The sequence below is a fragment of the Leptospira sarikeiensis genome (assembly GCF_004769615.1).
Taxonomy (GTDB): Bacteria; Spirochaetota; Leptospiria; order Leptospirales; family Leptospiraceae; genus Leptospira_B; species Leptospira_B sarikeiensis.
In genome coordinates this window covers 121,204-145,929 of sequence record NZ_RQGF01000012.1, presented here as the reverse complement: position 1 = coordinate 145,929, position 24,726 = coordinate 121,204, and the positions used below count along the sequence as shown (strand labels likewise).

Here is a 24,726-nt window from a genome sequence, read left to right as displayed (position 1 = left end):
TAGCAAAGCCGAGGTTTTTGGTTCCAGAATGAAAAAGGCGCTTATTACAGGGATTACCGGACAAGACGGATCCTATCTTACTGAACTTCTTTTGGAAAAAAAATACGAAGTACACGGGATAGTTCGCAGAACTAGTTCCTTAAACAGAGATAGAATCGAACATCTAAGAGGAAACCCTAATCTTTTTCTACATTACGGTGATCTTACCGATTCCAGTAACCTAAATCGAGTTCTGGAAAAAGTACAACCGGATGAAATATACAATCTCGCCGCGCAATCCCATGTAGGCGTTTCCTTTGAAGTACCTGAATATACTGCAGAAGTAGATGCAGTTGGAACTTTAAGGATCCTAGACGCAATTAAACAAACCGGAGTAAAATCCAGATTCTACCAAGCGTCCACTTCCGAATTGTACGGAAAAGTACAAGCTGTCCCTCAGGACGAGACTACCCCATTTTATCCTAGATCTCCTTATGCTGTCGCAAAATTATACGCATACTGGGCGGTTGTAAACTATAGAGAAGCATTCGGGCTTCACGCATCCAACGGAGTTTTATTCAACCATGAATCTCCTAGAAGGGGAGAAGGTTTCGTAACTAGAAAGATCACTCTGGGTGTCGCAGGCATCGTTTCAGGAAAAAGTGGAGCGATCCATTTAGGGAACATAGATGCAAAAAGAGACTGGGGATATGCTCCGGATTATGTAAACATGATGTGGATGATGCTCCAACAGGCCGAACCGGATGATTATGTAGTCGCTACAAATGAGACTCATACAGTAAGAGAATTCATCGAGGAATCATTCAGACATTTGGATATCCAAGTGGAGTGGAAAGGAAAGGGAGACCAAGAAAAAGGTTATAATAAAAAAGACGGAAAATTACTCATAGAAGTAGATCCTTCTTTTTACAGACCTACCGAAGTGGATCTTCTTATCGGAAATCCTCAAAAAGCAAAAGAAAAACTTGGTTGGGAACCGAAAGTCAAATTTAAAGAGTTAGTAGAGATCATGATCAAAGCCGATTGCAAAGCAGTCGGGATCAATATTTAATTCTTATATCCAGTTCTAAAATGAAAAAGCCTTAGGTCTAAAAACCTAAGGCTTTCTTTTTTTATAATATTCTATCTCGCTATCTTATACCTAGCATACACTCCGTCAATGTCCGGACCGTTTGAGATCGCTTCTTTCACAAAAATCGCATTTGTATCCGGATTTTTCCAACGATTGGAAGAAGCTGAAGACAATCTTAAATAAGTAAAACCGGATTGTAGTTCCGTTTTTAATACACTTGTACAACCGGAACCTCCTGCGGTATTACTTACATCGCTTAGATTATCCAGATCGAAGCCGTCTCCTCCTGAATTATTCGTATCAAAAACCAAAGCAGGATCATAACCGAAATTATTATTCGTTTCGTGGAATAATACAGGCATTCTACCGGCAAATCTTAACCAGCTAGCGGGATCCTTTGAATAAGTAGTTTCCGGAGAAAAAACATAATCCGGATTAAAACCGCACCAATTCGCAAGATCATTACTCACTTCTACGATAATAATATCCATGAAGTAATTTGTAGTAGTTCCTACTTTGAAACCGTTTTCAAAAACGATAAAATCTATCCCGACTCCATTTGTGATTTTAGAACCGGACCATTCCAAGATCACATAATCATTCGGAGGAGTATTCGTGCTGGAATATTGAAGAGAGAATACATCCGTACCTCCTGCTCCAGTCCCTCCTCCTCTCACTCCGTTGATAAGCTTTGCCTTATCTTGAAATCCGGAACCAGTGTGCCCCGGAGCTTCTGTCACTGTATCCGCAAGCCAAGTACCTTCTTGAACAGGATCTGTCGGTTGTTCCGGTTCCTCTGGCCCAGATCCCGGATTTTCAGGACCAGCTTTACTTGGTTGGTTCAATAACGCCAAAAGGCCTTCTGTTGCCGTTTGGGAAGATCCTTGTTCGCAGTTGACCTGCAAAAAGATTAGAAAGAAAATACAAATCCAAAAGATTCGATTTTTCATGATTAAACTCCCTGTGTTTCCGGGAATCGTAATAGAATAATTAGTAAGTTCTCTAGAGCGATCCCGGTTAAATTATCCGGGGCCCTGAAAAAAATTTTCGGTACGAAAGATCGAGTACGGGCGATACTTTCATGGGAAGATCCGACTCAAAGAAGGTAAACTTCTTATTACGGTTGCGCCGTCAGTTGGGGAATCACACCCCATTCCTCCCGGAAGTAAGTCCAGTTTTGAAAAGCGGATTATTTTTGCAAGAAGATCGAGTTAAAGTATTCGAAACAATTAGAGATTCTGAATCCCTTCCCAAGCTCTCCAAAGATACCAACTAAAGATCGTTCTATATGGAGAAAACCCTGAAGTGAATTCTAAAATTTCTTTTTTAGAATTCATAGATATACCGTAATTATTTTGGATCGATTTTCTTAAGATCAAATCATTATAAGAAAAATGATCCCAACGATCTAAGGACGACATCAAAACCATTTCTGCGGTCCACGGGCCTACACCTTTTATACTGCAAAGAAGTTCTAAGACTTGTATATCGTCGAGCTTAGAGAGTTTACGATCCGAGATTGTTCCATCTAAATACGCTTTAGATATCAATTTAACCGTTTGTATCTTTGCAAAAGAAAGACCGGCTTTTCTCAATTGAGCTTTGGAAAGTTTCAGAAATACTTCTGGTTTAGGGAACTGCTTTCCGTTTCCATAATATTCTTTGACCCGATCTTCCATCGTTCGGGCGGCCTTTACTGAAAGTTGTTGGCTGATTACGGACCTGATCAATACATAATAGGGTTTTCCCATCATCTTATGAGTACAAGGCCCTATAGTTTGAATGATCTTTTTGGTAGTAGGATCTTTTTTCTTCAGCCAAAGGACCGCTTTACGCAATCTGGCTTCTCGATCTGTACTAGGCACGTTTTTTGATTTTAGCGTCTATCTGCGATTTTTTGCGGAAAGCTTGTACAAGTTTTTCCAATTCAACCAGATCGGTGCAGGAAATTTTTCCCTGGTCCAATTTGATAAATTTGTTTTTAGAGATCAGATCCAGAACTAGGTTCTCGTCTTTAGGATAGGTCAGACCCACCATCTTAATCAAGTCTTTAGTCCCGATCTCGAAGTTGTACGTGGATTTAGGGATCACTTTCACCCTGTTTTTCTCTACAAGAGTGAGTAATGTATCAGCAATCCTTCCTTGAGGATCGGAAATTAATAAGTTCGCAAGCTGTTTATACGCAGTCCAAATCCTTTCAGAAAGAAGAGTGATCAATCTAGTTGCAAGCTGAGGTTGGGCCTTGACCATTCCCTCGAAGTTGGCCTTATTGATCGCAAGAAGTTGAACTTCCCCCCATGCGATTGCGGAAGCCGATCTCGGTTTATTGTCCAAAAGAGCCATTTCTCCGAAGATGTCCCCGCTTTGTAAAACCGCGAGAAGTACCTCGTTAGAATCCACGATCTTTGTGATCTTAACTCTTCCGTGTTGGATGATATATAATTCTCTTCCAGGTTCGTGCTCGCAGAAGATCATTTCATTATCACCGTATGCACGGTTAAATTTAGTATAATCGATAGGAGGAGGAGCAACCGGTTGATTGACGGTTTGTAATTTCAGCTTTGCTTGAGTAGCAAATTGACCGTTAGGAAGATACTGCAAATATTTTTGGAAGGCATACGCAGCGTGAAGAGTATTCTTTTGGTTAAAATAATATTCTCCGATCGCGAATAATTGGTTCGGATCCTCCTCTACAGCGGTACGAAACGAAAGACGAGTGATCGTTGAATCGAACTGTCTGAGTTTCATGGAGAAGTAGCGAATGATCTTCATTGCTACCGGAGTATTCTTTTGGATCAGAGTTCCGAATTGATCGTAACTTACTTGGATGAGAGAAACATCTGTCAATGCGATCGCAGATTCGATCTGAGCGTGCTGACTCATAGCAGCAACAACCCCGAAAAAGTCTCCGGGCCCGAGAAGTTGATTCGGATCTTCCCCCACTACTTGGTTTTCGCGGGCGACCCTGACCTTGCCTTGTCGGATGATAAAGAAATTATGGGCTTCTTTCTTGCCTTCGACGATGACATAGGACCCTTTCGGGTAATTCACGATTTGAAAGAAGCCGTTGGACATACTTTACCAGAGATTAAAAAATTCTTCCGTGAGAATTCAACTATAAACTAGTATCGGCTCGGAATCATGGAATTCGGACCGAAATCCGAGTATTTCCTTTATTTTTCGCGGCAAGATTCACCTTCCGGAGAGGGTTCATCCCTATCAGAAAGCAAATCGATACCTGAAAATTCCAAAGCAGCCTTATCCGCCATGGCTCTGGAGTAAGATTGTCTGCAAATTGAAGAGAAAATCTGCTTGGCCTGGTCGGTTTCTCCCATCTTGGCGAGCAGCCTTCCCGCTTCCAAGTAGGATTCTAACCCGAATTCTCCGGTCGGTTCCATTTTGTAAAGATCCAGACTTACTTCCAAGGCTTTCTCAGGCCTATCCAGTTTTAGAAAACAATCTTTCAAGAGGCTTAAGACCCGATTTTTTTTGGAGTTCCCCGGATACAATACGAGAAAATTACGAAGAGTTTCCGCGGCTTTATAAAACCTGCGATCCTTATACGCTTCTTCAGCAATCCTGAATAAAATGTCAGGATCGGATGGTCCTTGTTTAGAAGGATTTTCTCCCTGGGCCATCAGAGGCAGAGAAAAGGATAAAACTAAAACGAGTAAGGTGGATCTGGAAAAGTTTAGAACTGATATAAGGTGGGAAGATCGAGAAACGAGACTCTTGAAATAAAATCCGGAAAACAAGGTAACCTACCAGAGCTAAGCTCTATATTGATTATCAGTCGTTTTCCGGATTTTATGAATTACTTTTTTTTATCTATTTTCTTCCGGTGGAATTCGCAGAGGCGATACAACCTGCCAGTAGATGGATTTTTTTTACCTACTTTTGTGCCGCAGACGATACAAAGACCTTCTTTCCTTCTCCTTTGATAAAGGAGCTGAACCCTCTCCGCCCCAGACAGGTTATATTTACTAACCTGAATCCGAAATCCTTTGTAGAGGTAATTCCCAATAGCTTCTACAGCTTGAGTTTTTACCCCGGCGATGATCTTTTCCAAATCATCGTTAGTGACTTTCTTTGGTTTCATAAATGTTAACTGACGTAACAACAGTTATATTCTAACAAAAGTAGTAAAGTGTTTTTAATTTTCCGCATAACATAGCATAAAATTTTTTGACAAAACCAGTATTAGGTTATTGTTTTTTTAATAAATTTCTTCGTCTGCGCTGCTCACTGTTTCGACTAACGATTAACGTTTAAAAGAAAGGAGTATTCACTCAAAGTCAACGTTAAGTTGTTTTACATGGATTCTCAATAAATATGGAAATTTATTTCCATTCCCCTGACATATAACGGAGAATACTATGCTGTATTATGCAAAACTAGAACTATCCAGACTAACGGAGAAAAGCCGAGCCTTAAGGGATAGGATAGAAATTTATCCTCATTAGGGTAAAAAGCCATCACTTGAAGGAGTGGGAGTCAAAATTACATTTTTAACGATGGATTTTTTTCTGAAAATAAGTCATATTAGATGCTAGAATCGTTTCCGGGCCGGGAGTGTTCCTATGAAAACGACTGCGAATAAGATCTCACAAATCGTCTCTATAGTCTTAATCTTTTCTGCATTCTTCTTATTGAATGATTGTTCAAAGTCCCCTCAAGAAAAAGTAAAAACCGTCTTAGCAAATGCACAGCTATCGGAAGAAGATAAGATCAAAATGGCCGCATTCTCCTTATTCGGAGAAAGGCTTAAAGAGATAGATATCACAAAAGTAGATGATACAAAAGGCACAAAATATGAAATTTATTTAGGATTTGGAGGAACTTCTGCGCTTACATTTTTAGGATCCGATCAATATGCAAATCAGATGAAATTAGAATTAGCCCTCGGGACCTATAGATTTCTTCAATGTTTAAAGGGTTTTCGGATCGGAAAATATAGAATGAGCCTGATCAAACCATTCTTTATTAAAAATGGAGAAGCAAGGGGAGCGGAAGAATTCGAAATTTATAGATTCAGAGCGGACGCAGAGGAATTAAAAACGATAGAAGGATTTCAGGAAACTGATTCATTCGCATCCGATAATTACGATGTTCCTACCGAAAAGGTAATCGAAGTATTAAATCGGATCGTAGAAAATTGGAAAGTAGAGTTGGATCAATTCGCAAGAATAGAGATCAAGTAAGTAAAGATCTCATTCTAGAAGGATAGTTGGTAAATATGCCGTCCACTCCTAGATCTATCCCGAACTTTAACTCTTCTTCCGAATTTAAAGTATAAACCAAAACCTTAAAACCTTCGTTTTGGATCTTCGAAACGGTTTCCTTATCCAAACCTTTTGCAGAAAGATTCAGACTGAAAGCATTCAATCTAAATCCTAATTCCAAAGCATCCATCCAAGAAGAAGTTTCATCTCCGATCAAGATCCCCAACCGCGCTTCTATAGATAATTCCCTGAGCCTTACCAATGAATCCCAACAAAAAGATGAGAATAAGGTCTTATGGAATAAGGAATTTTTTTTGGTATAGTCTATAAGCTCTTGTTCGATAGGAGTTTCGATCGGGATCTCTTCGTAGGCACCGGATTTAATTTCCACATTCAGACCTATGTTTTTGGATTTAACTAAATCCCAAACTTCCCAAAGAGTAGGGATTTTTTCTCCTTTGAACTTGGGATCCTTCCAAGAACCGGCATCCGCTTGGGCGATCGAACCATAAGGAAGAAGTTTCACTTCTCCCTTTTTATCCGTAGTTCGATCCAAGGTATCGTCATGGATCACTACTATCTTGCTGTCGGAAGAATGTATGATATCCAACTCGATCCAATCCGCTCCAATCTCGAGAGCATTTCGGAAAGAAGCCATCGTATTTTCGGGATACTCTCCGCTATCTCCCCTATGTGCGATCACCCAAGGTTTGGGAAGATGAAAGGGCTCCGAGTTCACTAAAATGCCCAACCTACAAAGAGGTTCAGACCAAAACTTGTGCCTGGTAATTTTTCGCTATTTTGATAAGCGTATTTTCTGTATAAAAGATCTCCCACAGATGCGGCACGATCCGAATAGTAAAGATCGGAAACCGAAAAGGAATTACTATAAGGAAAATACCAACTCCAAACTCCTTCCCACCCGAAGAATAATCCATAAGCAGTTTGGAATCTAAAACCAACTCCAAATCCTGCATAATTTCTAGGACCAGAACTATACGAATCTTTTTCAAAACGGTAGGTTCCTCCAGCTGCCTCCCAATAAAAAGCAGTTTGAGATTTTTGGTAATGTTCCCTACCCAACCAAAGAGAAACAAAAAAAGGAGAATCCGCTATAAACCTCTGAACGAATAGGGCTCCTCCCCAATACTTCTCCTGGTAATTTCTTAATCTTCCGTAAAAATCATGAGGAGGCAACACGTAAGAGTAAGCTATATCATTATCGAAACGATTTACGTAAGAATTCGTATATCCGTTAATTCCGATCGCCCATTGTGAATCCAACATCCGAGCAACCTGAAAAGAAGAATATCTTTCGAAAGCAAAACCTGCGATCTGATTTTTGAATTTCTCTCTGAGTTCTGCTTGGTTTGGTCCTGTCTGATTTTTTTCAGGTGGAAGACCATTCATGGGGCTTGGGGGTTTGACATCATCCACTATGGTTTTATCAGGCGGAGGATTTGTAGGAACTTGTCCGGAGACTGTTAAAGTCGGAAAAACCAGGGCAATCGAGAATAAGATCGGAAAAAACCGAAGGATCAGTTTTTTATAGGAAAGCATCCCTAGCAAAAACACCCGGAAATAAAAAATGTCAAGCAGTGGAAATCGGGATCTGATAAGAAAATGATAGGAAATAAAAATGGCCGAGATCGTTAGGCTAAGCAAAAAGACTTATCCAACGACCACGGCCTCGGTTTGTGGACCGAATCGAATTAGAAACCGTCCACCAAGATTTAGAAAAGGATTAAGCCTTTCCTTTAGCAGTAGCTTTGATAGTTTCCGCTACTTCAGTTAATTTTGCTTTAACAGCTTCTAACTGTCCTTCCGGAACGCGTTTTTTGATTTCTTCAGAGATTTGATTGTACTTCTCTACGATTTTACCGCGAGTTTCTTCGTAGTTTTTTCCAGCTACGGTAGAAACTTCTTTGATTTCGTTCAAAAGTTTGTCTACGGATTCACGGATCTTTACAGAACCTTCAGAATTGTCTGCAGCGCCTTTAGCCACTAATTCACCGTAGGTTTTTTCCAAGTCTACTTTCGCTTTGTCTAATCCCTCTTGTCCAGATTTCAGAAGTCCGATCCCTGCGTTCAGAATGTCCAACAGTTGCTTTTCCATTTTTCTCTCCTTTTCCGCCGCCTCTATGGTGCAGCGCACAAACCATTCATATTGCACCGCACAAAATGGGTCAATCTAGAATTTGTAAAAAAGTGAAAAAAATGAAAAAGAAAAACTAAGCCAAATCAGCGTTTTGTGGGAGGTCCAACTTCGGATATTTTAGATCCATATCTTCCAAGGCCTTACGAACCGCTTTTGCGACCAAATAGTCACGATACCATTTCTTATCGGAGGGGATAATCACCCAAGGAAACTTGGAATCAGAATGGGAGAATATCCATTCGTAAGCTCCTAAATATTCTTTGAATTTTTTATGAGCTTCCAGATCGCTCGGATCGAATTTCCAATTCTTTTCAGGATTTGAAAGTCTCTCTTCTATCCTCTCTTTTTGTTCATCGCTGGAAATATGTAGGAAGAATTTTAGGATTTGGGTTTGATTTTCTTCGAATAAGAACTCTTCGAAAGAATCGATCATCTCTAATCTTTTACGAAGTCTGTCCTTGGATAAGGTATCGTGAACATACGGAACTAATATATCCTCGTAATGAGAACGATTGAAGATCTGGATCCAACCTTTTTGAGGAACTTCCTTATGGATCCTCCAGAGAAAATCCCTACTCAATTCTTCCGACGTTGGGGCCTTCCAAGCCTTACATGTACAGCCCAGAGGATTTAAAGCAGAGAATATTTTTTTAACGGTACCGTCTTTTCCGGAAGCATCCACTCCCTGAAGAATGATGAGTAAGGACTTCTTCTTTCCGGCAAAGAGCCGAATTTGAAGTTCTTCTATCTTTTCTAATTCTTTGAGGCGAAGTTCCTCCGCCTTCTCTTTAGATAGTTCTTTTTCAGGATCAGTAGAATATTCGGAAAGTTTGATCATTCTATTTTACCAACGAGCAATATGATCTTCCGCCCAGCCCGAACCACTTTCAATCCTAAATTCGCTTTTTCCGATCCGGAACACACCGTCAAAACTTCCGATCATTTGATTTACCTTGGAAGAAATGATCCCCATATTAGAATAAGCCTTTCTATGAAAATCAGGAGTAAATACTAACTCCACTGCTTTACTTTCTTTTGAATAGATCATCCAAGGTTTTTTAGGATCTTTCTTATCGAACTCGAAAGCGATCACTGAAGGTATTTTATAAATTCTACCGTTGATCAAAAGAGCATTTTCAGTCGAACCTGTATTGTCTGTCCAACCACCGCCTAAATTCATTCCATAAATCTCATTGCCGCCAGGACGATACGACATAGATGCCCAATTCCATTTGCTAAAATAAGGCCATACACCTCTTCCATAATCCAAAACTCCAAAAGAAGTCTTTGGTTGGAACTCATACGTTTTAGAATCGGTGATTACCTTTCCCTTAGCACCTAGTCCGAATAATTTATGAGTAAATTGAAAACGATTCGGGCTCCAAGGGACGACTACGTTCAAGCTCTCCCAATTATTCGGGACCTCTAAGACTATATCCGCTTGAATAGATTTACGAGTTCCGTGCAGAAATTGGACTTTGATCTCGTAATTTCCATCTTCGTTCATTCTAAAGTCCAGGAACCCGTCCTTACCTTCATAACGAGCGTTGCTTTGAACCGTTTGCCCGAGTAGAGTTCCTTTTCCAAAAGGAGTGATCACGGTGGATTCTTGGAATTCTCCCGTCTTACGATCCAGCCAATAACAGAAGATCACTCCGGCGTAATCGATATCAGATACAGTAAATGAAGCTAAAAAGTTTTCATCGTAGAAACACCAGTAGTTCCATTTTTTCTTACGAAGCCAATGGCCTTTTACATTACATCTATGTAACGGAGTTTTGGACCAGCCGATCGCATTCCGATTAATTTTACCGGACGGATCACAAAGAATAGACTGTTGTTGGATTTCTGTTTCTAAATTCATGCTTTCAATAGACAATAATCTCTGCCTTTACCGAGTCACAATTCTTTAATCTAAATTTCTTTCGCAATTTTTCCAAGGGTCTGGATGGCAGAAATTACCTTGGGACTCATTAAAACTCCCGCATTGATCCTGAAATTATTCACATACTTTCCCGATAAGGAGAAAAGATTACCCGGAACTAAGCTGATCTTCTTCTTAGCAGCTTGAAATCTTAAGACCCTAGAGTCTTTTCCCTTCGGAAGTTCGACCCATAAAAGAAAACCTCCTTTTGGAATTACTACCAAAGTACCTTTCGGAAAATATTCCAAAAAAGAATCCGCATAAGATAATACAAGACCGCTTAACCTACGTCTAAATTCTCTCAAATGCCTTTCATGTGCAAGAGAACTCATAAAGTAAGAAGCGGCCAATTGAGGAACAGTAGGTAAAGAAATCGCCTCTGCCAAACGGGTCTTTCTTGCATTCTCAATTTTTGATCTTTCGGAGATCATCCAACCAATCCTCAAACCTGGGCTTACTGATTTTGATAAAGAAGAAACCTGAGTTACGATCCCTTCTCCATCTAAAGAAAGTAAAGAAGGCGGCCTAAGACCACCATGATGTTGTAAATCCCCATAAATATCATCTTCTAAGATCTTTACTCCAAACTTAGAGGATATTTTCAGAAGCTCCTTCTTAGAATCCGGAGGCATTAAACTCCCGGTAGGGTTCGAAAAAGTCGGGATCGTGATCAAAAACTTTGGAGATTCTTTCTTGATCACTGAAACATAAGATCTTAGGTCCAAACCTGTATAAGGATCTGTAGGAATTTCGACAGCCTTCAATTTTAATTCGGATAAGATCTGGTACAAAACAAAATGAAGAGGACTTTCAACGGCGACCTTGTCTCCAGGCTTTGTATTCAAACTCAAGGCCAAATACGCGGCTTCGGAACAACCTAAGGTGATAAAAACTTCTTCAGGACGAATTCTTCTCTCTTTACCCGAAGCGCGGATCGCTATTTTTTTCCTGAGTTCCAAAATCCCTGCAGCGTCTGAATACTTATAAACCTGAGTGTCCTTTAAAGATTTCTTATATGATTTCTGCAAAGAAGAGAACGGCAAAAATTGAGGATCAGGGACCGCAGCTCCAAAAGGAATAAAGCCCGGATCTGCAAGTTCCGACATAAGAGAACTGACTTCTTCCGGAACGGATGGGTTTGGGACACGAACAGGCTTCTCCAATTTGTATTTATGAAAAAGTTCGGGCCTAGGCAAAACAAAATATCCAGACCTTTCTCTTCCGCTAATAAAACCTCTTTCTTGTAATATCCCAAAGGCCTCCACTGCTGTAGAAAGATTACATTCCTCGAATAAACAGATCTTACGCAAAGAAGGCAATTTTGAACCTGGAGGGAATTCTCCCGATTCTATCCTACCAATCAAAGAATCGGCTATCTTAGAATATTTTGTTAAAATACGATCTGTACTGGTCATAAAAACAAATTCTGTATCTGTATGGTTATCCAATATTATTGTATAAATAATAAAAACAGATGGGCAAGTTAATTCTAGAAACAAAAAGGAATTTATTCAAACCGGCTAACAGGATAGAAAGAACTCCGTCCTCGGTTACTCGAGAAATATTAAAAGTGATCGATACTCCTGGGATGATCTCCTTCGCAGGAGGACTTCCCGATGATTCTTTGTTTCCGATCCAAGAGTTTTCAGAAATTTTCGCAGACTCTATCTCAAAAAAAGGCCCGAAACTATTCCAATATTCGGATACACAAGGCCATTCTGAACTAAGAGCTTGGATCGCAGGACGTTATTATCCAAATTCTTCTCCGGATGAGATCTTATTAACTGCAGGTTCTCAGCAAGCATTGGATATACTTGCTAGATATTTTATAGAAGACGGATCCAATATACTCTTAGAAAGACCAAGTTATCTCGGAGCTATCCAAGTCTTTTCTTCTTACAATCCATTCTTCTTAGGCATCGACTATGAGGAAGAAGGCCCGGATCCTGAAAAAATAAAATATATATTAGAACATTCATCTGAAGATCTAAAATTTTTCTATACGATCCCGGATTTCCAAAACCCTTCCGGCCGCTCTTATTCTATCCAAAATAGAGAGATTATTTCAAAATACTTTTACGATCATAAGATACCGATCTTAGAAGATACTGCTTATAGAGAATTGAGCTTTGAAAATCACATTCCAATTTCCTTATGCGAATTAGGCCCTGAGCACACTATCTCCATCGGCACTTTTTCAAAAACTTTGGCCCCAGGATTAAGGGTTGGATGGATACGTGCACCAAAATCGATCGTGAAAGATTTGATTGTGCAGAAACAATCCATTGATCTACATTCCCCTTCTATAAATCAAGAACTTGTATTTCAATTTGTCTCTTCTTCTAAATATGAAAAACATCTTTCTTTGATCCGAGAGACCTACAAAAGAAAATCAGATTTCACTTTCAATTGTTTGAAAGAAAGATTTGAAGATTCTATCCCGTTACATTCGCCTCAGGGCGGATTATTCTATTGGATAGAATTTCCAAAAGAAATAGATACAGATATTTTGTTCAAAAAATGTTTGGAGAAAGGTCTCGCCGCCGTTCCAGGCTCTTCTTTCTTCATAAATGAAGCGGAAAGAAATCGCCTACGTTGGAATTTTTCTAACGCAACGAAAGAAGAAACAAAACTAGGTGCAGAAAGGCTTTTTAACGTTTATAAAGAAATAAGATCCGAAAAATAAAATATCATATTTTCATTTTTCGATCTATGCTATAATCCACCCAATCTTAGTTCCCTAGATCTGAACAATGTATTACCCTCAAAAAATCCCTGATACGGCCCTTTCCAATCTAAGACTTATTTGTTTAGATCTACCGGAAGTTTACGAGGAGAATGCATGGGTAGGCATCCGTTGGCGCATTAAAAAGAAAAATTTTGCGCATGTATTGATGATAGAGGAAGGTTATCCTCCTGCTTACTCAAAAGCTTCCGGATTGGAAGGCCCAGCTTGTGTGCTTACATTTAGATTTTCCGAAAAAAGACTAGAGACCTCACATTTTTCCAAACTTCCATTCTTTAAACCTGTATGGTGGTCGGATATAGCTGGGATCGTATTGGATGAAACTACGGATTGGGAAGAAATCGAAAATTTATTAAAACAAAGTTATTGTTTATTAGCTCCTACAAAGTTGGCTAATCAAGTAGATGAATGGAAAAATTTTCGATCGTAATCCAATTATAACCACCAAGGTTCCAAATTGGATTCTTTATCACATTTTTGATTATCGTATATCGTCGCCAAAAGTAAACATTCTGAAAATTGTTGATCTTCTACTTCGGGTGGGTTGTCGGATACTTTGTATAAGAAGCACATGAAACTAGTATCGCTATGTATTTTTTCAGAATCACATACATATCTTTTACTAACAGCCGGACCGTAACAGGAAAATAGAAAGAAGAAGTTTATGAATAAATTCGTAAATTTGAACGAATGAGATCCCGATCCAAGTTTTTCTTTTATAATACTTAACACTCTTGTATTAAAATAAGTATATTATAAAAAATAGAAGTGATTTTTAGGAAGAAGAGGAAAAAATTTTCGGCGGGAGGAATCCCCCGCCGATATTGGGAGGTTCAAAAGGCTATTAAGCAGTCTTTTTAGTTGGAGCAGATTTCTTAACTGTCTCCGTAACTTCGCTAAATTTTGCCTTGATAGCTTCGATTTGTTCAGCAGGAACTAATTTCTTAGCTTCTTCAACAATCTGGCTGTAAACTTCAAGAGCCTTAGCGCGAGAATCTTCGTAAGTTTTAGTAGCAGCAGTAGATAATTCTTTTGCTTCATTTAAGAATTTGTCTACGAATTCACGAACACGAACGGATGCTTCAGAATTATCAGAAGCTCCTTTTGCAGAGAGTTCTTGAAAACTCTTAGTAAACTCCGCTTTCGCTTTATCGAGACCTTCTTGTCCGCTTTTTACCAAACCAAGACCTGCGTTAAGTACATCTAGAATTTGTTTTTCCATTTTTAGCTCCTTGGCACGCCGTTGTGCGACGCACAATCCATTTGTAGTGCGCAGCACAAATAGAGTCAAGAAAAAAATGAAAAAAAGTTTCAAAGCTCGATTTTTGGCTCCAACCGGATATGCGACGCAATTATGGCAGTATTTTGTTGGAATTCCTACAAAGGCTATAGGTTATCTACAGTCTTTGTACATAGAGGATGTAGGAGCTCCTACATCCTGTTGGAAAATTGATACTGATCTAGAGATTTTTATTCTAAAAGAGCTGGGATGTATCTCTTTGCATCCTGACCGAAAAACAAAGAAGCAGAGTTCGGTTGTAAAATACTGATAATATTAAACGGGTTTGAATTGAATTCATTCACACCGAATACAGCATAATACTCTTTGTTTCGATCGATCCAAGGATAGAACCCGTTTGCTCCAAAACTATGATTGTTTACATCCAGATCGCATTTACTTGCGTCTTCTGGATGAGAACAAAATCTCCAGTTGCCTAATCCATAATGCCAATAATAACCGAATAATGCGAACTGAGAATATTTAATACGAGTACCTGCTTCGTATTGATCTTTAAAGATCTCGTCCACATTCTGTGAGGAGATAATCGCTCCGGAATTTCCTTCATTTGCTAACATATGCATGATCTTAGCGTAATCGTTCGCAGTTAGATACAATCCGTAAGCCCCAGCTAAACTCCCATCCCCACTCTTATTGGAGATATCGCCATACCAAATCCCATTTCCGGTCCCGGCATCTATGTTAATACTTAAAGGAGAAGCGATACAATCTTCAAACAGATCCTGCCAATTTTTTCCGGAATCAATTTCTATCATTCTTTGAGCGACTGCCATATGATAAGAATTATAATAGAATACCTCTCCGGGTAGATCGCTTGTTTGGGTATTATCTCTGATAAAATTCACGCATGAATTTTTATCTCCCGCGCTTGCACCAACAGGAAGGGTAAAAAGACAGCTACTCATTTCTGAGTTGCGATTTTCCGGATTTAATCCTGAAGTAAAAGAAAGTAGCTGTCTTAACGTTATACTTCCTTTTACCCCAGTCCAACCTAAAATATCCCCTGTAGTTGTGCTTAAACTAATTGAATTTGCGGAAGAGCCGCAAGTCCCGCTTATAAACGCCATGATTGTGGAAGAGGTAACTAATTTAGATGCGGAGAAGACCGGGCCTACCTTGTCTGCGCCCAATTCTCCTTTTTCTCTAAAATAAACCCTTGTGCCGTCTTTTTTAAATACTTGGAAGGATGCTCCACTTTTGGACAAAGATGCAGTACTGTCAAAACACTCGTTTAGAGTTTTACAAGCGATCGCTGCTTGGATAGTGGCGATCTGTCCAGCCGTATCATCTTCTTCCTTTTTACATTCGAAGAAACAAGACATTAAACATATTAACACAACGTATCGGATCACGAAACGTAATAATTCCCAACTCATACAAATTCTCTTCTATCATATATTTATAATATATACGAACCCCTAACAAGGAGGCCGTATACTTTGGGGCCAAATTATCTACAAAAATGGAGAATTGTCAAGACTGAGGATGGAAAAATAAAGTTTTAAAAAATGAACGTTTGTTAACCTAAACTTTTTATTCAGAAAAACGAATTACGGATTTATTTAATAAACGTATGTTCATCTCCGTACTTTTACGTAATCCGGAATACAATAGAAGGCTCTTTTTGGCGATCGCTAACCTTTCGTTCTTTTTCTCTTCCAAGGTTAATTCGGTATCGTATCCTTCTGTGATTGCGAGTATCACTCTTTGTAAACTGATCCCTAAGAATTCGGTTAATCCCTTTTTAGAACTCACTCTATCATCAATCTCGGAAATTTCCCGCAATGATTCCCGGATAGATTCTTTGTCTTTCTCTCCGGCTTGGATTAATTTGTATATTTTGTTAGAAAGCTTCTCTCCTGCTTTCACTTGTTTTGCGAATTCTTTCAATTCGGATAGGATTTGTTTTAGTTCCTGCAATACCTTCTCAGAATTGATCCTTGCAGGATCTAGATCTTGTATAGATCTTTTTGTTTTCTCTACTTCAGAAGGGTCTGCTGGATTTTTCTGGAACCATTCTTGAAAGGAAATATTTTGTATTCCTTCTAATTTCGCCCCGTCTTTTCCAAGATTTCCCCAAGCACGATCCTTTAAACGTTCTTCGAACCATTTTTTGAAGATCAAAAGTTTTTCATTCGTTCTGATCTTCTCGCCCGTTGCGGATTCGATCCATTTAGGAGGCAATGCTGTCATCTGTTTATAATTATGATGCTCTCTTCTATGAGTCCTGGATTCCAGAAAATTCAACCGTTCTTCTAAGATTGCTCCCTTACAATGCGCCTGGGATCCCGGAAAAGAAAGATCCTGCCCTAAGAGCAAAACGGATCTCGCGTCCATTTTTTCAGCAAGACTAGCTGCATTCGTAGACACAGAACCACCGAAATCGACGGAACCCAATCCTTTTTCGGAAGCATTCTCTAAAAGTTTGATCCAAGGAAAAGGAGAAGAAGTCAAAAAATGATCATTTTTTATATAAGGAAATCTTAATGAATGATAAGAAGTCGTAGGATCGAATATAAATTTTGCGTTCCCGGTATAACCTTCTAAATATTTAGAATTTAGAGGCTGAGGATCCACGCTAAACACTAGATCCGGATCTATTCCTGATTTTTGTAATATGAGTAGAGCAGTATCCACCGCTATCAATATGAAATTTTTTCGATATTCCTTCAATTCTTCCAAAGAAAGATAAAGAGAAGGCCCTGCACCGCAAACCACCACATCCGATTTAAATCCACACAAGCCGAATAGCTCATTTACAGGTTTAAAGCCCACAAGCTCAGGAAGATTTCTCACAAAATTTCCTGTCCAAACTTTTTCGAATCTAGTGAGTGTAGCCGTGTTTACGTCTTTTTTATGAAAGAATGTTTCCGCTAAAAATCTAAGTTCTTGGTATTCTTCTTTTTTCCATTGTAAGCTTCCTCTATGCGGGATAAAACTTACGGGTAAACCTGAGATCCCCTTGAATCCTTCATAAAATGCAGATTCTTCATACGGTGGTAAAAAGATCCTAAGTTTGCCTGATAAAATCTCGGATGAAAAATCGAATATGGAAAAAGCCGCCTTTAAGATCTCGGGAAATGGCTCCATCCAAACACAAATTATTTTATCAAATTCTAATGAATGGAGTATAGAATAGCCTAACCCTGCTCCGAAAAAAAGAAAGGCCCTATCTTCGTCCCCTTTTTTTAGATCAACAAGCTGCCTCTCGGCTTCTTTTCTGGGATCCATCGAGCTATGTAAGAAAACTGTTCCAACCTTTAAACTAGGATCCTCGGTTTTTGTTGGAGTAATTTCAAAATTAATTACGGAAGAGGAAATTCTCTCGGAAGATCCCGGCGCGAGACTACGTAATGCGGCCAAATTTTTTTCGAGTAAATCCGACCTGAATTCCCTCATTGGAAAAACACATTTATCCTTTTGCCTTCATAAGAAGATCCGGGAGAAGGATCCTGTTCATAACAAAATCCACTTCCGTGTAGTTTATAAGGGACTCCGATAGGTGCTAAAAGTTCCACGACTTCTCTTTTGCTCTTTCCGATCAGGTCGGGTAATCGTTCCGATTTTCCTGTGACTGGTTTTCTTTCCAGTTTAGGGAGTTTTACGTTAACCGTTCTTTCTCCCTGTTCTATGATCGGAATAATATTCTCCACCACTTCCCTAAAGACAGGAGCAGCAAGGCCTCCTCCAGTATGACTGTCCCCTTTGGGCTCGTCGAATAGGATCAAACCGACTACTTTAGGTTTGTCTGCCGGAAAAAATCCTAAAAAAGAAGCGGACCATAGACCGTCTTGGTATCCTCTACCTGAAACGGCCTTTTGCCCTGTTCCTGTCTTTCCTGCAATGGAGTATTCTTGGATATATGCGTTCTTTCCAGTTCCAGCTTGAACAACTCTTGTCATTGCCTTAAGTAGTCTTTCAGTGGAATATTCTTTGATACCTACAGGCATTTCCTCAGATTGAAATTCCTGTAAAACTTCTCCATAGGAATCGGTTATATGAGAAACAACTCTAGGTGTGATAAATCTTCCGCCATTTACAATAGATGCGGCAGAAGCCACTAATTGAATAGGAGTTACCGAGATCCCTTGACCGATCGCCATAAACATGGGGGTCGTAGGAGTCCATTTGTTTAAGACAGGCATATAACCGACGGATTCATTGGGCAATAACCCTGCCCTGTCCCCAAAGCGAAATCGTTTCATATATTCGTAAAGTACATCGTTCGGGATCTTAGAAGCGGCCTTGATGATCCCGGCATTACAGGAATACTGTAGGATCTCCTCCAAATTCACTTTTCCATGAACATGGGTACATTTGATCCTTGTTTTTCCGTAATCCACGTACCCGGGACAATCGAATTTCTCATTCGGATGTATTAAATTTTCATTAAGTAAAATACTAGCTAAGAAAATTTTCATCGTGGAACCGGGCTCGTATACGTGACGGATTGCCCAATTCGTATGTGTGTATTCTTCGAAGGACGCGTATCGATTCGGATCAAAAGAAGGAAAACTAGCCATCGCCAATATCCTTCCGGTATGGATCTCCATCAGGACCCCTACCGCTCTTTTGGCTCCGGCTTCTTCAAATCTTTTTCCCAAGGATTTTTCCAATTTAAATTGGATCAAACCGTCCAAAGTCAAATGAACATTTGCACCTCGAGCAGAATCAGCTTCTGTGGGGGTCATCAATTCTTGATTATAATAATATTCTAAACCGGAAAGCGCCTTATCGTCGTCCATCCCGGTAAATCCGACTAAGCTTGCAGCAAGACTGCCATGAGGATAAACTCTTTTAAATTCTCTTTCTCTTCTTACACCAGGAAGAGCCATCTCCATCACTCGACTCGCGGTGGTATCATCTATCTCTCTTTTTAATAAGAAGTATCTGCTTTTTTCACGGATCAAGGACTCGATCTTTTCCGGAGGAATATCTAGATAAGGAGAGATCTGGACTGCAGTAAAATTCGGATCGTAAACATTTCCAGGATAGATCCCTATCGTAGAAGAATCGATGGATAAGGCGAGTTCAATCCCTCTTCTATCGTATATTGCTCCTCTTAGGATCCTTTCCCCATTCTTAAAAGCGATCTCTCTATCATTAAAGAATACGAGGTATCCGACTCTTACCAAGAGCCCGGAAAAGAACACGCATAGTATCGTAAATAGTATAGTGAATCTTTTTCGATTGAGTAGATTATAATCCATCACGAAGCTCTAACTCTGGACCCTTAAGCGACTAATATTAATTTCGGTCTTTTTCAGAATGATTAAAGAGCTTTTCTAGTACAAGTTAAATCTGTAAGAATATTAAAAGCTGGAGATCACTTTTCCGCGTAATTTTTTAAAGGGAATAAGTCCGTAATTTCTAGAATCCGTGGAGAATTCGCGATTATCTCCTAAAACCAAAACATAACCGGGAGGGATCCGTCCCGAGTCACCAATACCGATATTTCCGGAAACTCCGATCACAGGAAGAATAGAAGCGGAAGGAGCCTCGGTCTTATATCCTGAATTTAAAAAAGGTTCTTCCAACGAAGAATCGTTGATCAGGATCCTTCCTTCCGAAAAGCGAAAAAAATCTCCAGGCAAACCTACGACTCTTTTCAAACTCAATTCAGCGCCGATCCCATCCAAAACCAAAACATCAAAACGATCCACGTCAGGTTCCAAAATGGATAATACCCAAGGGCCGATCTGGGCGGGATAACCCCATTTTTTTACAAGTACCCAATCATGCTCTTTATAACTGGGCATCATACTCGTCCCGCTGATCAGATAGAATTGAATTATAAAAATCCTAAAATAAAGAATGAAGAATGCCGCGCATAGGACCGGAAAGGAAAGCCTCAGCCAATGGAACATTTGTTGCCGAAAAGAATATATCATTTGAAAATCAAGTCCCATGCTGATCGGCTTTTAATCTATCCCTAGCGCTATTACAGAATAATATAAGCTAGGTGGATTTAAGTCCTTTCGCATTATCCAAAACTTTCGGCTTTTCTTTCCACCATATAAAAGGTTGTTCTATCAATAAGAATAATGGCCAGGCAGCTAGGATAGTGAACCCGAAACAGATCAAATATAGTTTAGGCAACACGCTTAGAGTGATCAATGTCTCTCCCTTTAAGGCCCATTTGGTCGCGATTCCCATTAAAGGTATATTCCATAGATATACAGTATAAGTAATCCGTGATAGAGGTCGAAAAATAGGAGATCCCAATACGGTTTTAAAGACCCCTTCTTTTTGGATCGCCAGATATATGATGATGGACAAAGCGATATTATAGAAATTGTTCGCGACGGTTAATTTGATAATATGATCCCAACCGAATGAATAAGAAAGAAGTATAAATAAGATCGCGGTCGCACCTAAAAGAGAATATTTCCATTTTCCGATACTTTCCGCCACCGGCTTGTAATCCACGTACTCGGCTAAAAGCATTCCGGCGATCATAGAATCAAAACGATTTTCCGTCCAGAAAAGCGCTTCCGCATTCATTTCACCTTTAAAATACAAATAACATCTGGATAAAAGTGGGATTATATATAAAAAAGATAATATAGATACTCTTACCTTTCTGCTTTTAGAAAACAGGAAGAATGGCCCCAAAACGACCATCAAAAAATAGATCTGTTGTTCTAGGGAAATATACCAACCTACGTCCAAAACTCTCGGAAAAAAATTGGAAAGAAAAAGACCATCCGCCCAAACATAATCCAATGCTTTTTGTCCCTTAGCAACAAGCCCGACCAATTCCGGATTAGGATTCGGTATATGTTTCAGCACTTCGATCTGTTTTGAGAAATACATATAAGAAAATAATAATGCGATATAATACGCAGGAAGTATTCTCAAAGAACGGTTTACGATGAATTTTCTATAAGGAAATGCGTTCTCTTTCTTATAAGATTGAAGAATTCCTCCGTAATTCAGAAATCCACCTAATACGAAAAAAACATCTACGATCGTTGTTTGATTTTCCACGAACCATCTGAGCCAAATAGGCATATCACCCATGATCGGTTGTTTAGAGACCCAAAGATGATTTGTCATCACCATCAAGATCGCAATCGCTCTAATGCCGTTTAAAGATTCGATTTCCCCTTTTTTGGAGGCAAAGATGGATAAAATGTAGGACTTCATACGTTAGAAATTCTTTTTCCAGTTTAGGAATTATAGACTATGTTCTTAATCCAAAATATAGAATGTTATCTTCAAAAGACTTCTGCAAGCAAAGAATAATTCAGACAGATCATTTGTTGGATTTTGTTAAGAGATCGTAAAAAAACTAAGTATTTGTCTTGCTCCTTATAAATTTTCGGACCATTCTAATCATCATGACTTCGAACAGTCCAGTGTCTAAATATGTTTCCAGGTTTCAGGCTGAAAAAGGAAAGATCCTAAACTTTCTTTCTAAGTTTCCTTTTTATGGAGAAGTATTGAAGAACCATCAATATTACGAAGCGGATAGGATCGTAAGAAATGAACTTTCTAAAAAACTAGATTCTTTAAAAGAACCTCTTCGCAGGATCGAAGAAAACTTCGTAAGAGAGCGGAGGATGGACCTAATCGGATCCACCGAGGTCTTACTTTCAGTTTTGGAAAGATTAAAAAACGAGATCTCGGGAGCAAGTTATGGCCTAAACGGACTTGGAACAGGCTTTAAGGCGACCGAGTCAGAACTGGAAGCCTTGGCCGAATGGGATTATTCTTTGAACCAGCATGCAGAAGAATTATCCTCCAAAGGACAATTCCCTAGTTTCCCTCCAGAGGTATCCGTAGATTTAGTCCGAGATTGGGTAAGTAAGTATAGGGGGGAATTGGATGAATTTGATTCCGCTCTAAAAAAAAGGAAGGATGTCTTCTTAAAACAATAATCTTATTTTTGATTTGCCGGAAGTATAGTCGTGAATAATATATTTCCAAGGAGTTCTTATGGCATTAATAGACGTAATCAAATACGAAGGAAAACCAGGTGAGATCGTTTGGAAATTTCCTAGAAACGATATCAGCACTTTCGGGCAGTTAGTGGTAAACGAAAGCCAGGAAGCGATCTTCTTTAAGGAAGGAAAGGCGCTGGATGTTTTCGGTCCGGGAACTCATACTTTAAAAACAGGTAACGTTCCTATATTGGAAAATTTGGTAAATCTTCCTTTCGGAGGCCAAACTCCTTTTACTGCGGAAGTTGTATTTATCAATAAAGCTTTGATCCAATTAAAATGGGGAACTCCTGCTCCAATCCAAGTCGAAGATCCAAAGTATACGATCACTCTAGGCGTAAGAGCAAACGGATCTTATAATATCAAAATTGTGGATTCTAAAGCATTTGCCATTGGAGTTGTTGGAGCAAGAGGAGCATACTCCCAAGACGAGGTGGATAATTTCTTAAGGCCTATGATCGTGACTAGACTTAGCGATTTCCTTGCAGAAGTTGTCTTAAAGTCCGGAGAGCCGATCACTAGATTGAACCAACATTTGGAAGAAGCTTCTTCTGCAGGAAAAACAAAGATCCAGCCAGACTTCTCTAAATATGGGATCGATGTTTTAGATTTCTTTGTTCAATCCATTAATTTCGATCAGAACGATCCGAACTTCCAGAAAATCCAAAAGATACTCACAGACAAATTCGAGATCGATGCTCTTGGTGGAATGTACCAACAAAAAAGAATGTTGGATATTGGAGAAGCCGCAGCTAAAAATGAAGGCGGAAATGCAGGCCAAGGTTTATCTGCCGGTTTAGGTCTAGGTATGGGCGTCAATATGGGGAACATGATGGCGGGCATGGTAGGACAGAACAATGCAGGCGCCGGTGCAGCTCAAAACGACGCCGCTACAAGACTTACAAAACTTAAGAGTATGTTGGAACAAGGCCTGATTTCTCAGGAAGAATTTGATGCCAAAAAAAAGGACATTCTAAATTCTATCTAAAGTATGAGCCTTACCTTCACCAAGTTGAAAGCGGAATTTCGCTGTATCAACGATTCTTGCGGAGCTACTTACGATCTAAATGAGATCGTTTATGAATGTCGTAAATGTGGAAGCCTTCTTCAGGTTTCCCATGATATGGGAGCTCTCAAAGAAAAATCGGGGAAGGAATGGAAGGATCTATTCGACTCCAGATTGGGTTCTGTCAAATTTCCGAACAGCTCAGGGATCTGGAATAAAAGAGAATGGGTTCTTCCTCATGTAGAAGACTCTGATATAGTAAGTTCAGGTGAAGGCCTTTCTCATTTATTCAATTCCGAAAGATTAACCAAACATTTCGGACTTGGTGGTCTTTGGATCAAACAATGTGGGATCTCCCACACCGGATCTTTTAAAGATCTAGGAATGACAGTGCTTCTTTCCCAAGTAAAACATATGTTGGGAAAAGGAGTTAAAATAAAAGCGGTCGCATGTGCAAGTTCCGGAGATACTTCCGCAGCGCTCGCTTCTTACGCGGCTAAAGCAGGAATACCTGCGATTATATTTCTTCCTGCGGGAAAAGTTTCTCAAGCTCAGTTGATCCAACCTGTTTCCAACGGAGCGAAGGTGATCGCTTTAGAAACGGACTTCGACGGTTGTATGAAGATCGTAAAAGAAGTCACCAAGGAAGCAGGGATCTATTTAGCAAACTCGATGAACAGCCTTCGTATCGAAGGTCAAAAAACGATCGCTCCTGAAATCGTTCAACAATTGGAATGGAAGGTCCCTGATTGGATCATCATTCCAGGCGGAAATTTAGGAAACGTTTCCGCACTCGGAGCAGGTTTCGAAATGGCAAAAGATCTAGGATTGATAGATAAACTTCCTAGGATCGTTTTGGCCCAGGCAGAAAATGCAAATCCTCTATATTTATCTTATCTAAAGAACTTCGAAGAATTTAATGCTGTGGATGCAAAACCTACTTTGGCTTCTGCAATACAGATCGGAAACCCGGTATCCGTTCAAAAAGCGATCCGCACATTAAAAAAATTCAATGGAGTTGTGGAACAAGCGAGCGAAGCCGAACTCTCTGACGCGTCTGCAAAAACCGATCTGCTCGGATTGTATAACGATCCTCATACCGGGGTAGCTTTAGCCGCTCTTTATAAGTTGATGGCAAAAGGAACCATTTCCAAAGGTGATCAAGTAGTCGTAATTTCAACGGCTCATGGTTTAAAGTTCACAGAGTTTAAGCTGAAATTTCACGAAGGAAAAATTCCCGGAACGGATTCTAAATTAGTTAACGTTATTCGTTCCTGTAAGCCTGAAGTAGGCGCGGTGATGGATGAAATCAGCCGTTTCCTACAAGTGAACGCTTAGTTTTTTTCAATTTT

The 24,726-nt window shown here is 39.6% G+C and carries 25 protein-coding genes; 7 read left to right on the top strand and 18 right to left on the bottom strand.

The window, feature by feature from the left end; translation table 11 throughout:
* Positions 1 to 28: 28 nt before the first annotated feature.
* On the top strand, positions 29 to 1,051 hold the full coding sequence (gene gmd / locus EHQ64_RS05100) for a GDP-mannose 4,6-dehydratase (protein WP_135648425.1): 1,023 nt from the start codon (positions 29 to 31) through the stop codon (positions 1,049 to 1,051).
* 71 nt (positions 1,052 to 1,122) lie between these two features.
* On the opposite strand, the gene EHQ64_RS05095 is transcribed toward gmd, so the two are convergent.
* From EHQ64_RS05095 to EHQ64_RS05075, 5 genes are all read right to left on the bottom strand, one after another.
* Positions 1,123 to 2,022 (bottom strand): LIC_13355 family lipoprotein, encoded by a 900-nt coding sequence (locus EHQ64_RS05095; RefSeq protein WP_135648424.1) that lies wholly within the window; start codon positions 2,020 to 2,022, stop codon positions 1,123 to 1,125.
* Positions 2,023 to 2,301: 279 nt separating this feature from the next.
* Positions 2,302 to 2,937 (bottom strand): DNA-3-methyladenine glycosylase family protein, encoded by a 636-nt coding sequence (locus tag EHQ64_RS05090; protein WP_135648423.1) that lies wholly within the window; start codon positions 2,935 to 2,937, stop codon positions 2,302 to 2,304.
* Positions 2,930 to 4,147, bottom strand: a complete 1,218-nt coding sequence (locus tag EHQ64_RS05085; RefSeq protein ID WP_008595689.1) for a Crp/Fnr family transcriptional regulator — start codon at positions 4,145 to 4,147, stop codon at positions 2,930 to 2,932. The genes EHQ64_RS05090 and EHQ64_RS05085 overlap by 8 nt, the downstream gene beginning before the upstream one ends.
* A 98-nt stretch (positions 4,148 to 4,245) precedes the next feature.
* On the bottom strand, positions 4,246 to 4,710 hold the full coding sequence (locus tag EHQ64_RS05080) for a tetratricopeptide repeat protein (RefSeq protein ID WP_246048598.1): 465 nt from the start codon (positions 4,708 to 4,710) through the stop codon (positions 4,246 to 4,248).
* A gap of 176 nt (positions 4,711 to 4,886) precedes the next feature.
* Positions 4,887 to 5,171, bottom strand: coding sequence for an LIC10235 family protein (locus EHQ64_RS05075; protein ID WP_010513869.1), 285 nt, complete (start codon positions 5,169 to 5,171; stop codon positions 4,887 to 4,889).
* 481 nt (positions 5,172 to 5,652) lie between these two features.
* On the opposite strand from EHQ64_RS05075, the gene EHQ64_RS05070 reads away from it, so the two are divergent.
* Positions 5,653 to 6,273: a hypothetical protein gene (locus EHQ64_RS05070; protein WP_246048597.1), complete on the top strand. Its 621-nt coding sequence runs from the start codon at positions 5,653 to 5,655 to the stop codon at positions 6,271 to 6,273.
* On the opposite strand, the gene EHQ64_RS05065 is transcribed toward EHQ64_RS05070, so the two are convergent.
* The 6 genes from EHQ64_RS05065 to EHQ64_RS05040 form a co-directional block, all read right to left on the bottom strand.
* Positions 6,266 to 7,033 (bottom strand): glycerophosphodiester phosphodiesterase, encoded by a 768-nt coding sequence (locus EHQ64_RS05065; RefSeq protein ID WP_135648422.1) that lies wholly within the window; start codon positions 7,031 to 7,033, stop codon positions 6,266 to 6,268. The genes EHQ64_RS05070 and EHQ64_RS05065 overlap by 8 nt on opposite strands.
* Positions 7,033 to 7,854, bottom strand: coding sequence for a hypothetical protein (locus EHQ64_RS05060; protein WP_246048596.1), 822 nt, complete (start codon positions 7,852 to 7,854; stop codon positions 7,033 to 7,035). The genes EHQ64_RS05065 and EHQ64_RS05060 overlap by 1 nt, the downstream gene beginning before the upstream one ends.
* A gap of 184 nt (positions 7,855 to 8,038) precedes the next feature.
* On the bottom strand, positions 8,039 to 8,410 hold the full coding sequence (locus EHQ64_RS05055; protein WP_086447879.1) for a phasin-related domain-containing protein: 372 nt from the start codon (positions 8,408 to 8,410) through the stop codon (positions 8,039 to 8,041).
* Positions 8,411 to 8,525: 115 nt separating this feature from the next.
* Positions 8,526 to 9,290 (bottom strand): PPK2 family polyphosphate kinase, encoded by a 765-nt coding sequence (locus tag EHQ64_RS05050; RefSeq protein ID WP_135648421.1) that lies wholly within the window; start codon positions 9,288 to 9,290, stop codon positions 8,526 to 8,528.
* Between the two features lie 6 nt (positions 9,291 to 9,296).
* Complete coding sequence (locus EHQ64_RS05045; RefSeq protein WP_135648420.1) at positions 9,297 to 10,316, bottom strand: DUF2804 domain-containing protein; 1,020 nt, start codon at positions 10,314 to 10,316, stop codon at positions 9,297 to 9,299.
* Positions 10,317 to 10,366: 50 nt separating this feature from the next.
* A complete protein-coding gene (locus EHQ64_RS05040; RefSeq protein WP_135648419.1) occupies positions 10,367 to 11,791 on the bottom strand; it encodes an aminotransferase-like domain-containing protein in 1,425 nt (474 codons plus the stop codon).
* Between the two features lie 59 nt (positions 11,792 to 11,850).
* Between EHQ64_RS05040 and EHQ64_RS05035 the strand changes: the two genes are divergently transcribed.
* On the top strand, positions 11,851 to 13,062 hold the full coding sequence (locus tag EHQ64_RS05035) for an aminotransferase-like domain-containing protein (RefSeq protein ID WP_135648418.1): 1,212 nt from the start codon (positions 11,851 to 11,853) through the stop codon (positions 13,060 to 13,062).
* 67 nt (positions 13,063 to 13,129) lie between these two features.
* On the top strand, positions 13,130 to 13,552 hold the full coding sequence (locus EHQ64_RS05030) for an MmcQ/YjbR family DNA-binding protein (RefSeq protein WP_135648417.1): 423 nt from the start codon (positions 13,130 to 13,132) through the stop codon (positions 13,550 to 13,552).
* Between the two features lie 5 nt (positions 13,553 to 13,557).
* On the opposite strand, the gene EHQ64_RS05025 is transcribed toward EHQ64_RS05030, so the two are convergent.
* From EHQ64_RS05025 to EHQ64_RS04995, 7 genes are all read right to left on the bottom strand, one after another.
* Positions 13,558 to 13,854: a hypothetical protein gene (locus tag EHQ64_RS05025; protein ID WP_135648416.1), complete on the bottom strand. Its 297-nt coding sequence runs from the start codon at positions 13,852 to 13,854 to the stop codon at positions 13,558 to 13,560.
* A 112-nt stretch (positions 13,855 to 13,966) separates the two neighbouring features.
* On the bottom strand, positions 13,967 to 14,344 hold the full coding sequence (locus EHQ64_RS05020; RefSeq protein ID WP_135648415.1) for a phasin-related domain-containing protein: 378 nt from the start codon (positions 14,342 to 14,344) through the stop codon (positions 13,967 to 13,969).
* Between the two features lie 248 nt (positions 14,345 to 14,592).
* Positions 14,593 to 15,798 (bottom strand): serine hydrolase domain-containing protein, encoded by a 1,206-nt coding sequence (locus tag EHQ64_RS05015; protein WP_135648414.1) that lies wholly within the window; start codon positions 15,796 to 15,798, stop codon positions 14,593 to 14,595.
* 157 nt (positions 15,799 to 15,955) lie between these two features.
* Entirely contained in the window at positions 15,956 to 17,821 is a 1,866-nt protein-coding gene (locus EHQ64_RS05010) for a motility associated factor glycosyltransferase family protein (protein WP_135648413.1), read from the bottom strand.
* Entirely contained in the window at positions 17,818 to 19,632 is a 1,815-nt protein-coding gene (locus EHQ64_RS05005) for a penicillin-binding protein (protein ID WP_135648412.1), read from the bottom strand. Before EHQ64_RS05005 ends, EHQ64_RS05010 begins: the two co-directional genes overlap by 4 nt.
* A gap of 102 nt (positions 19,633 to 19,734) precedes the next feature.
* Complete coding sequence (lepB, locus tag EHQ64_RS05000) at positions 19,735 to 20,289, bottom strand: signal peptidase I (protein ID WP_425460391.1); 555 nt, start codon at positions 20,287 to 20,289, stop codon at positions 19,735 to 19,737.
* 91 nt (positions 20,290 to 20,380) lie between these two features.
* Positions 20,381 to 21,571 (bottom strand): acyltransferase family protein, encoded by a 1,191-nt coding sequence (locus EHQ64_RS04995; RefSeq protein ID WP_135648410.1) that lies wholly within the window; start codon positions 21,569 to 21,571, stop codon positions 20,381 to 20,383.
* A gap of 194 nt (positions 21,572 to 21,765) precedes the next feature.
* On the opposite strand from EHQ64_RS04995, the gene EHQ64_RS04990 reads away from it, so the two are divergent.
* The 3 genes from EHQ64_RS04990 to thrC are packed head-to-tail and all read left to right on the top strand — an operon-like array spanning position 21,766 to position 24,712.
* The gene (locus EHQ64_RS04990) at positions 21,766 to 22,305 is read left to right on the top strand and encodes an LIMLP_15305 family protein (protein WP_135648409.1); all 540 of its coding nucleotides are present in this window, start codon (positions 21,766 to 21,768) and stop codon (positions 22,303 to 22,305) included.
* A gap of 58 nt (positions 22,306 to 22,363) precedes the next feature.
* Positions 22,364 to 23,356 carry an SPFH domain-containing protein gene (locus tag EHQ64_RS04985; protein WP_135648408.1) on the top strand — a complete coding sequence of 331 codons (993 nt, stop codon included), beginning with the start codon at positions 22,364 to 22,366 and terminating at the stop codon, positions 23,354 to 23,356.
* Between the two features lie 3 nt (positions 23,357 to 23,359).
* Positions 23,360 to 24,712, top strand: coding sequence for a threonine synthase (gene thrC / locus EHQ64_RS04980; RefSeq protein WP_135648407.1), 1,353 nt, complete (start codon positions 23,360 to 23,362; stop codon positions 24,710 to 24,712).
* The last annotated feature ends 14 nt before the right edge of the window (positions 24,713 to 24,726 follow it).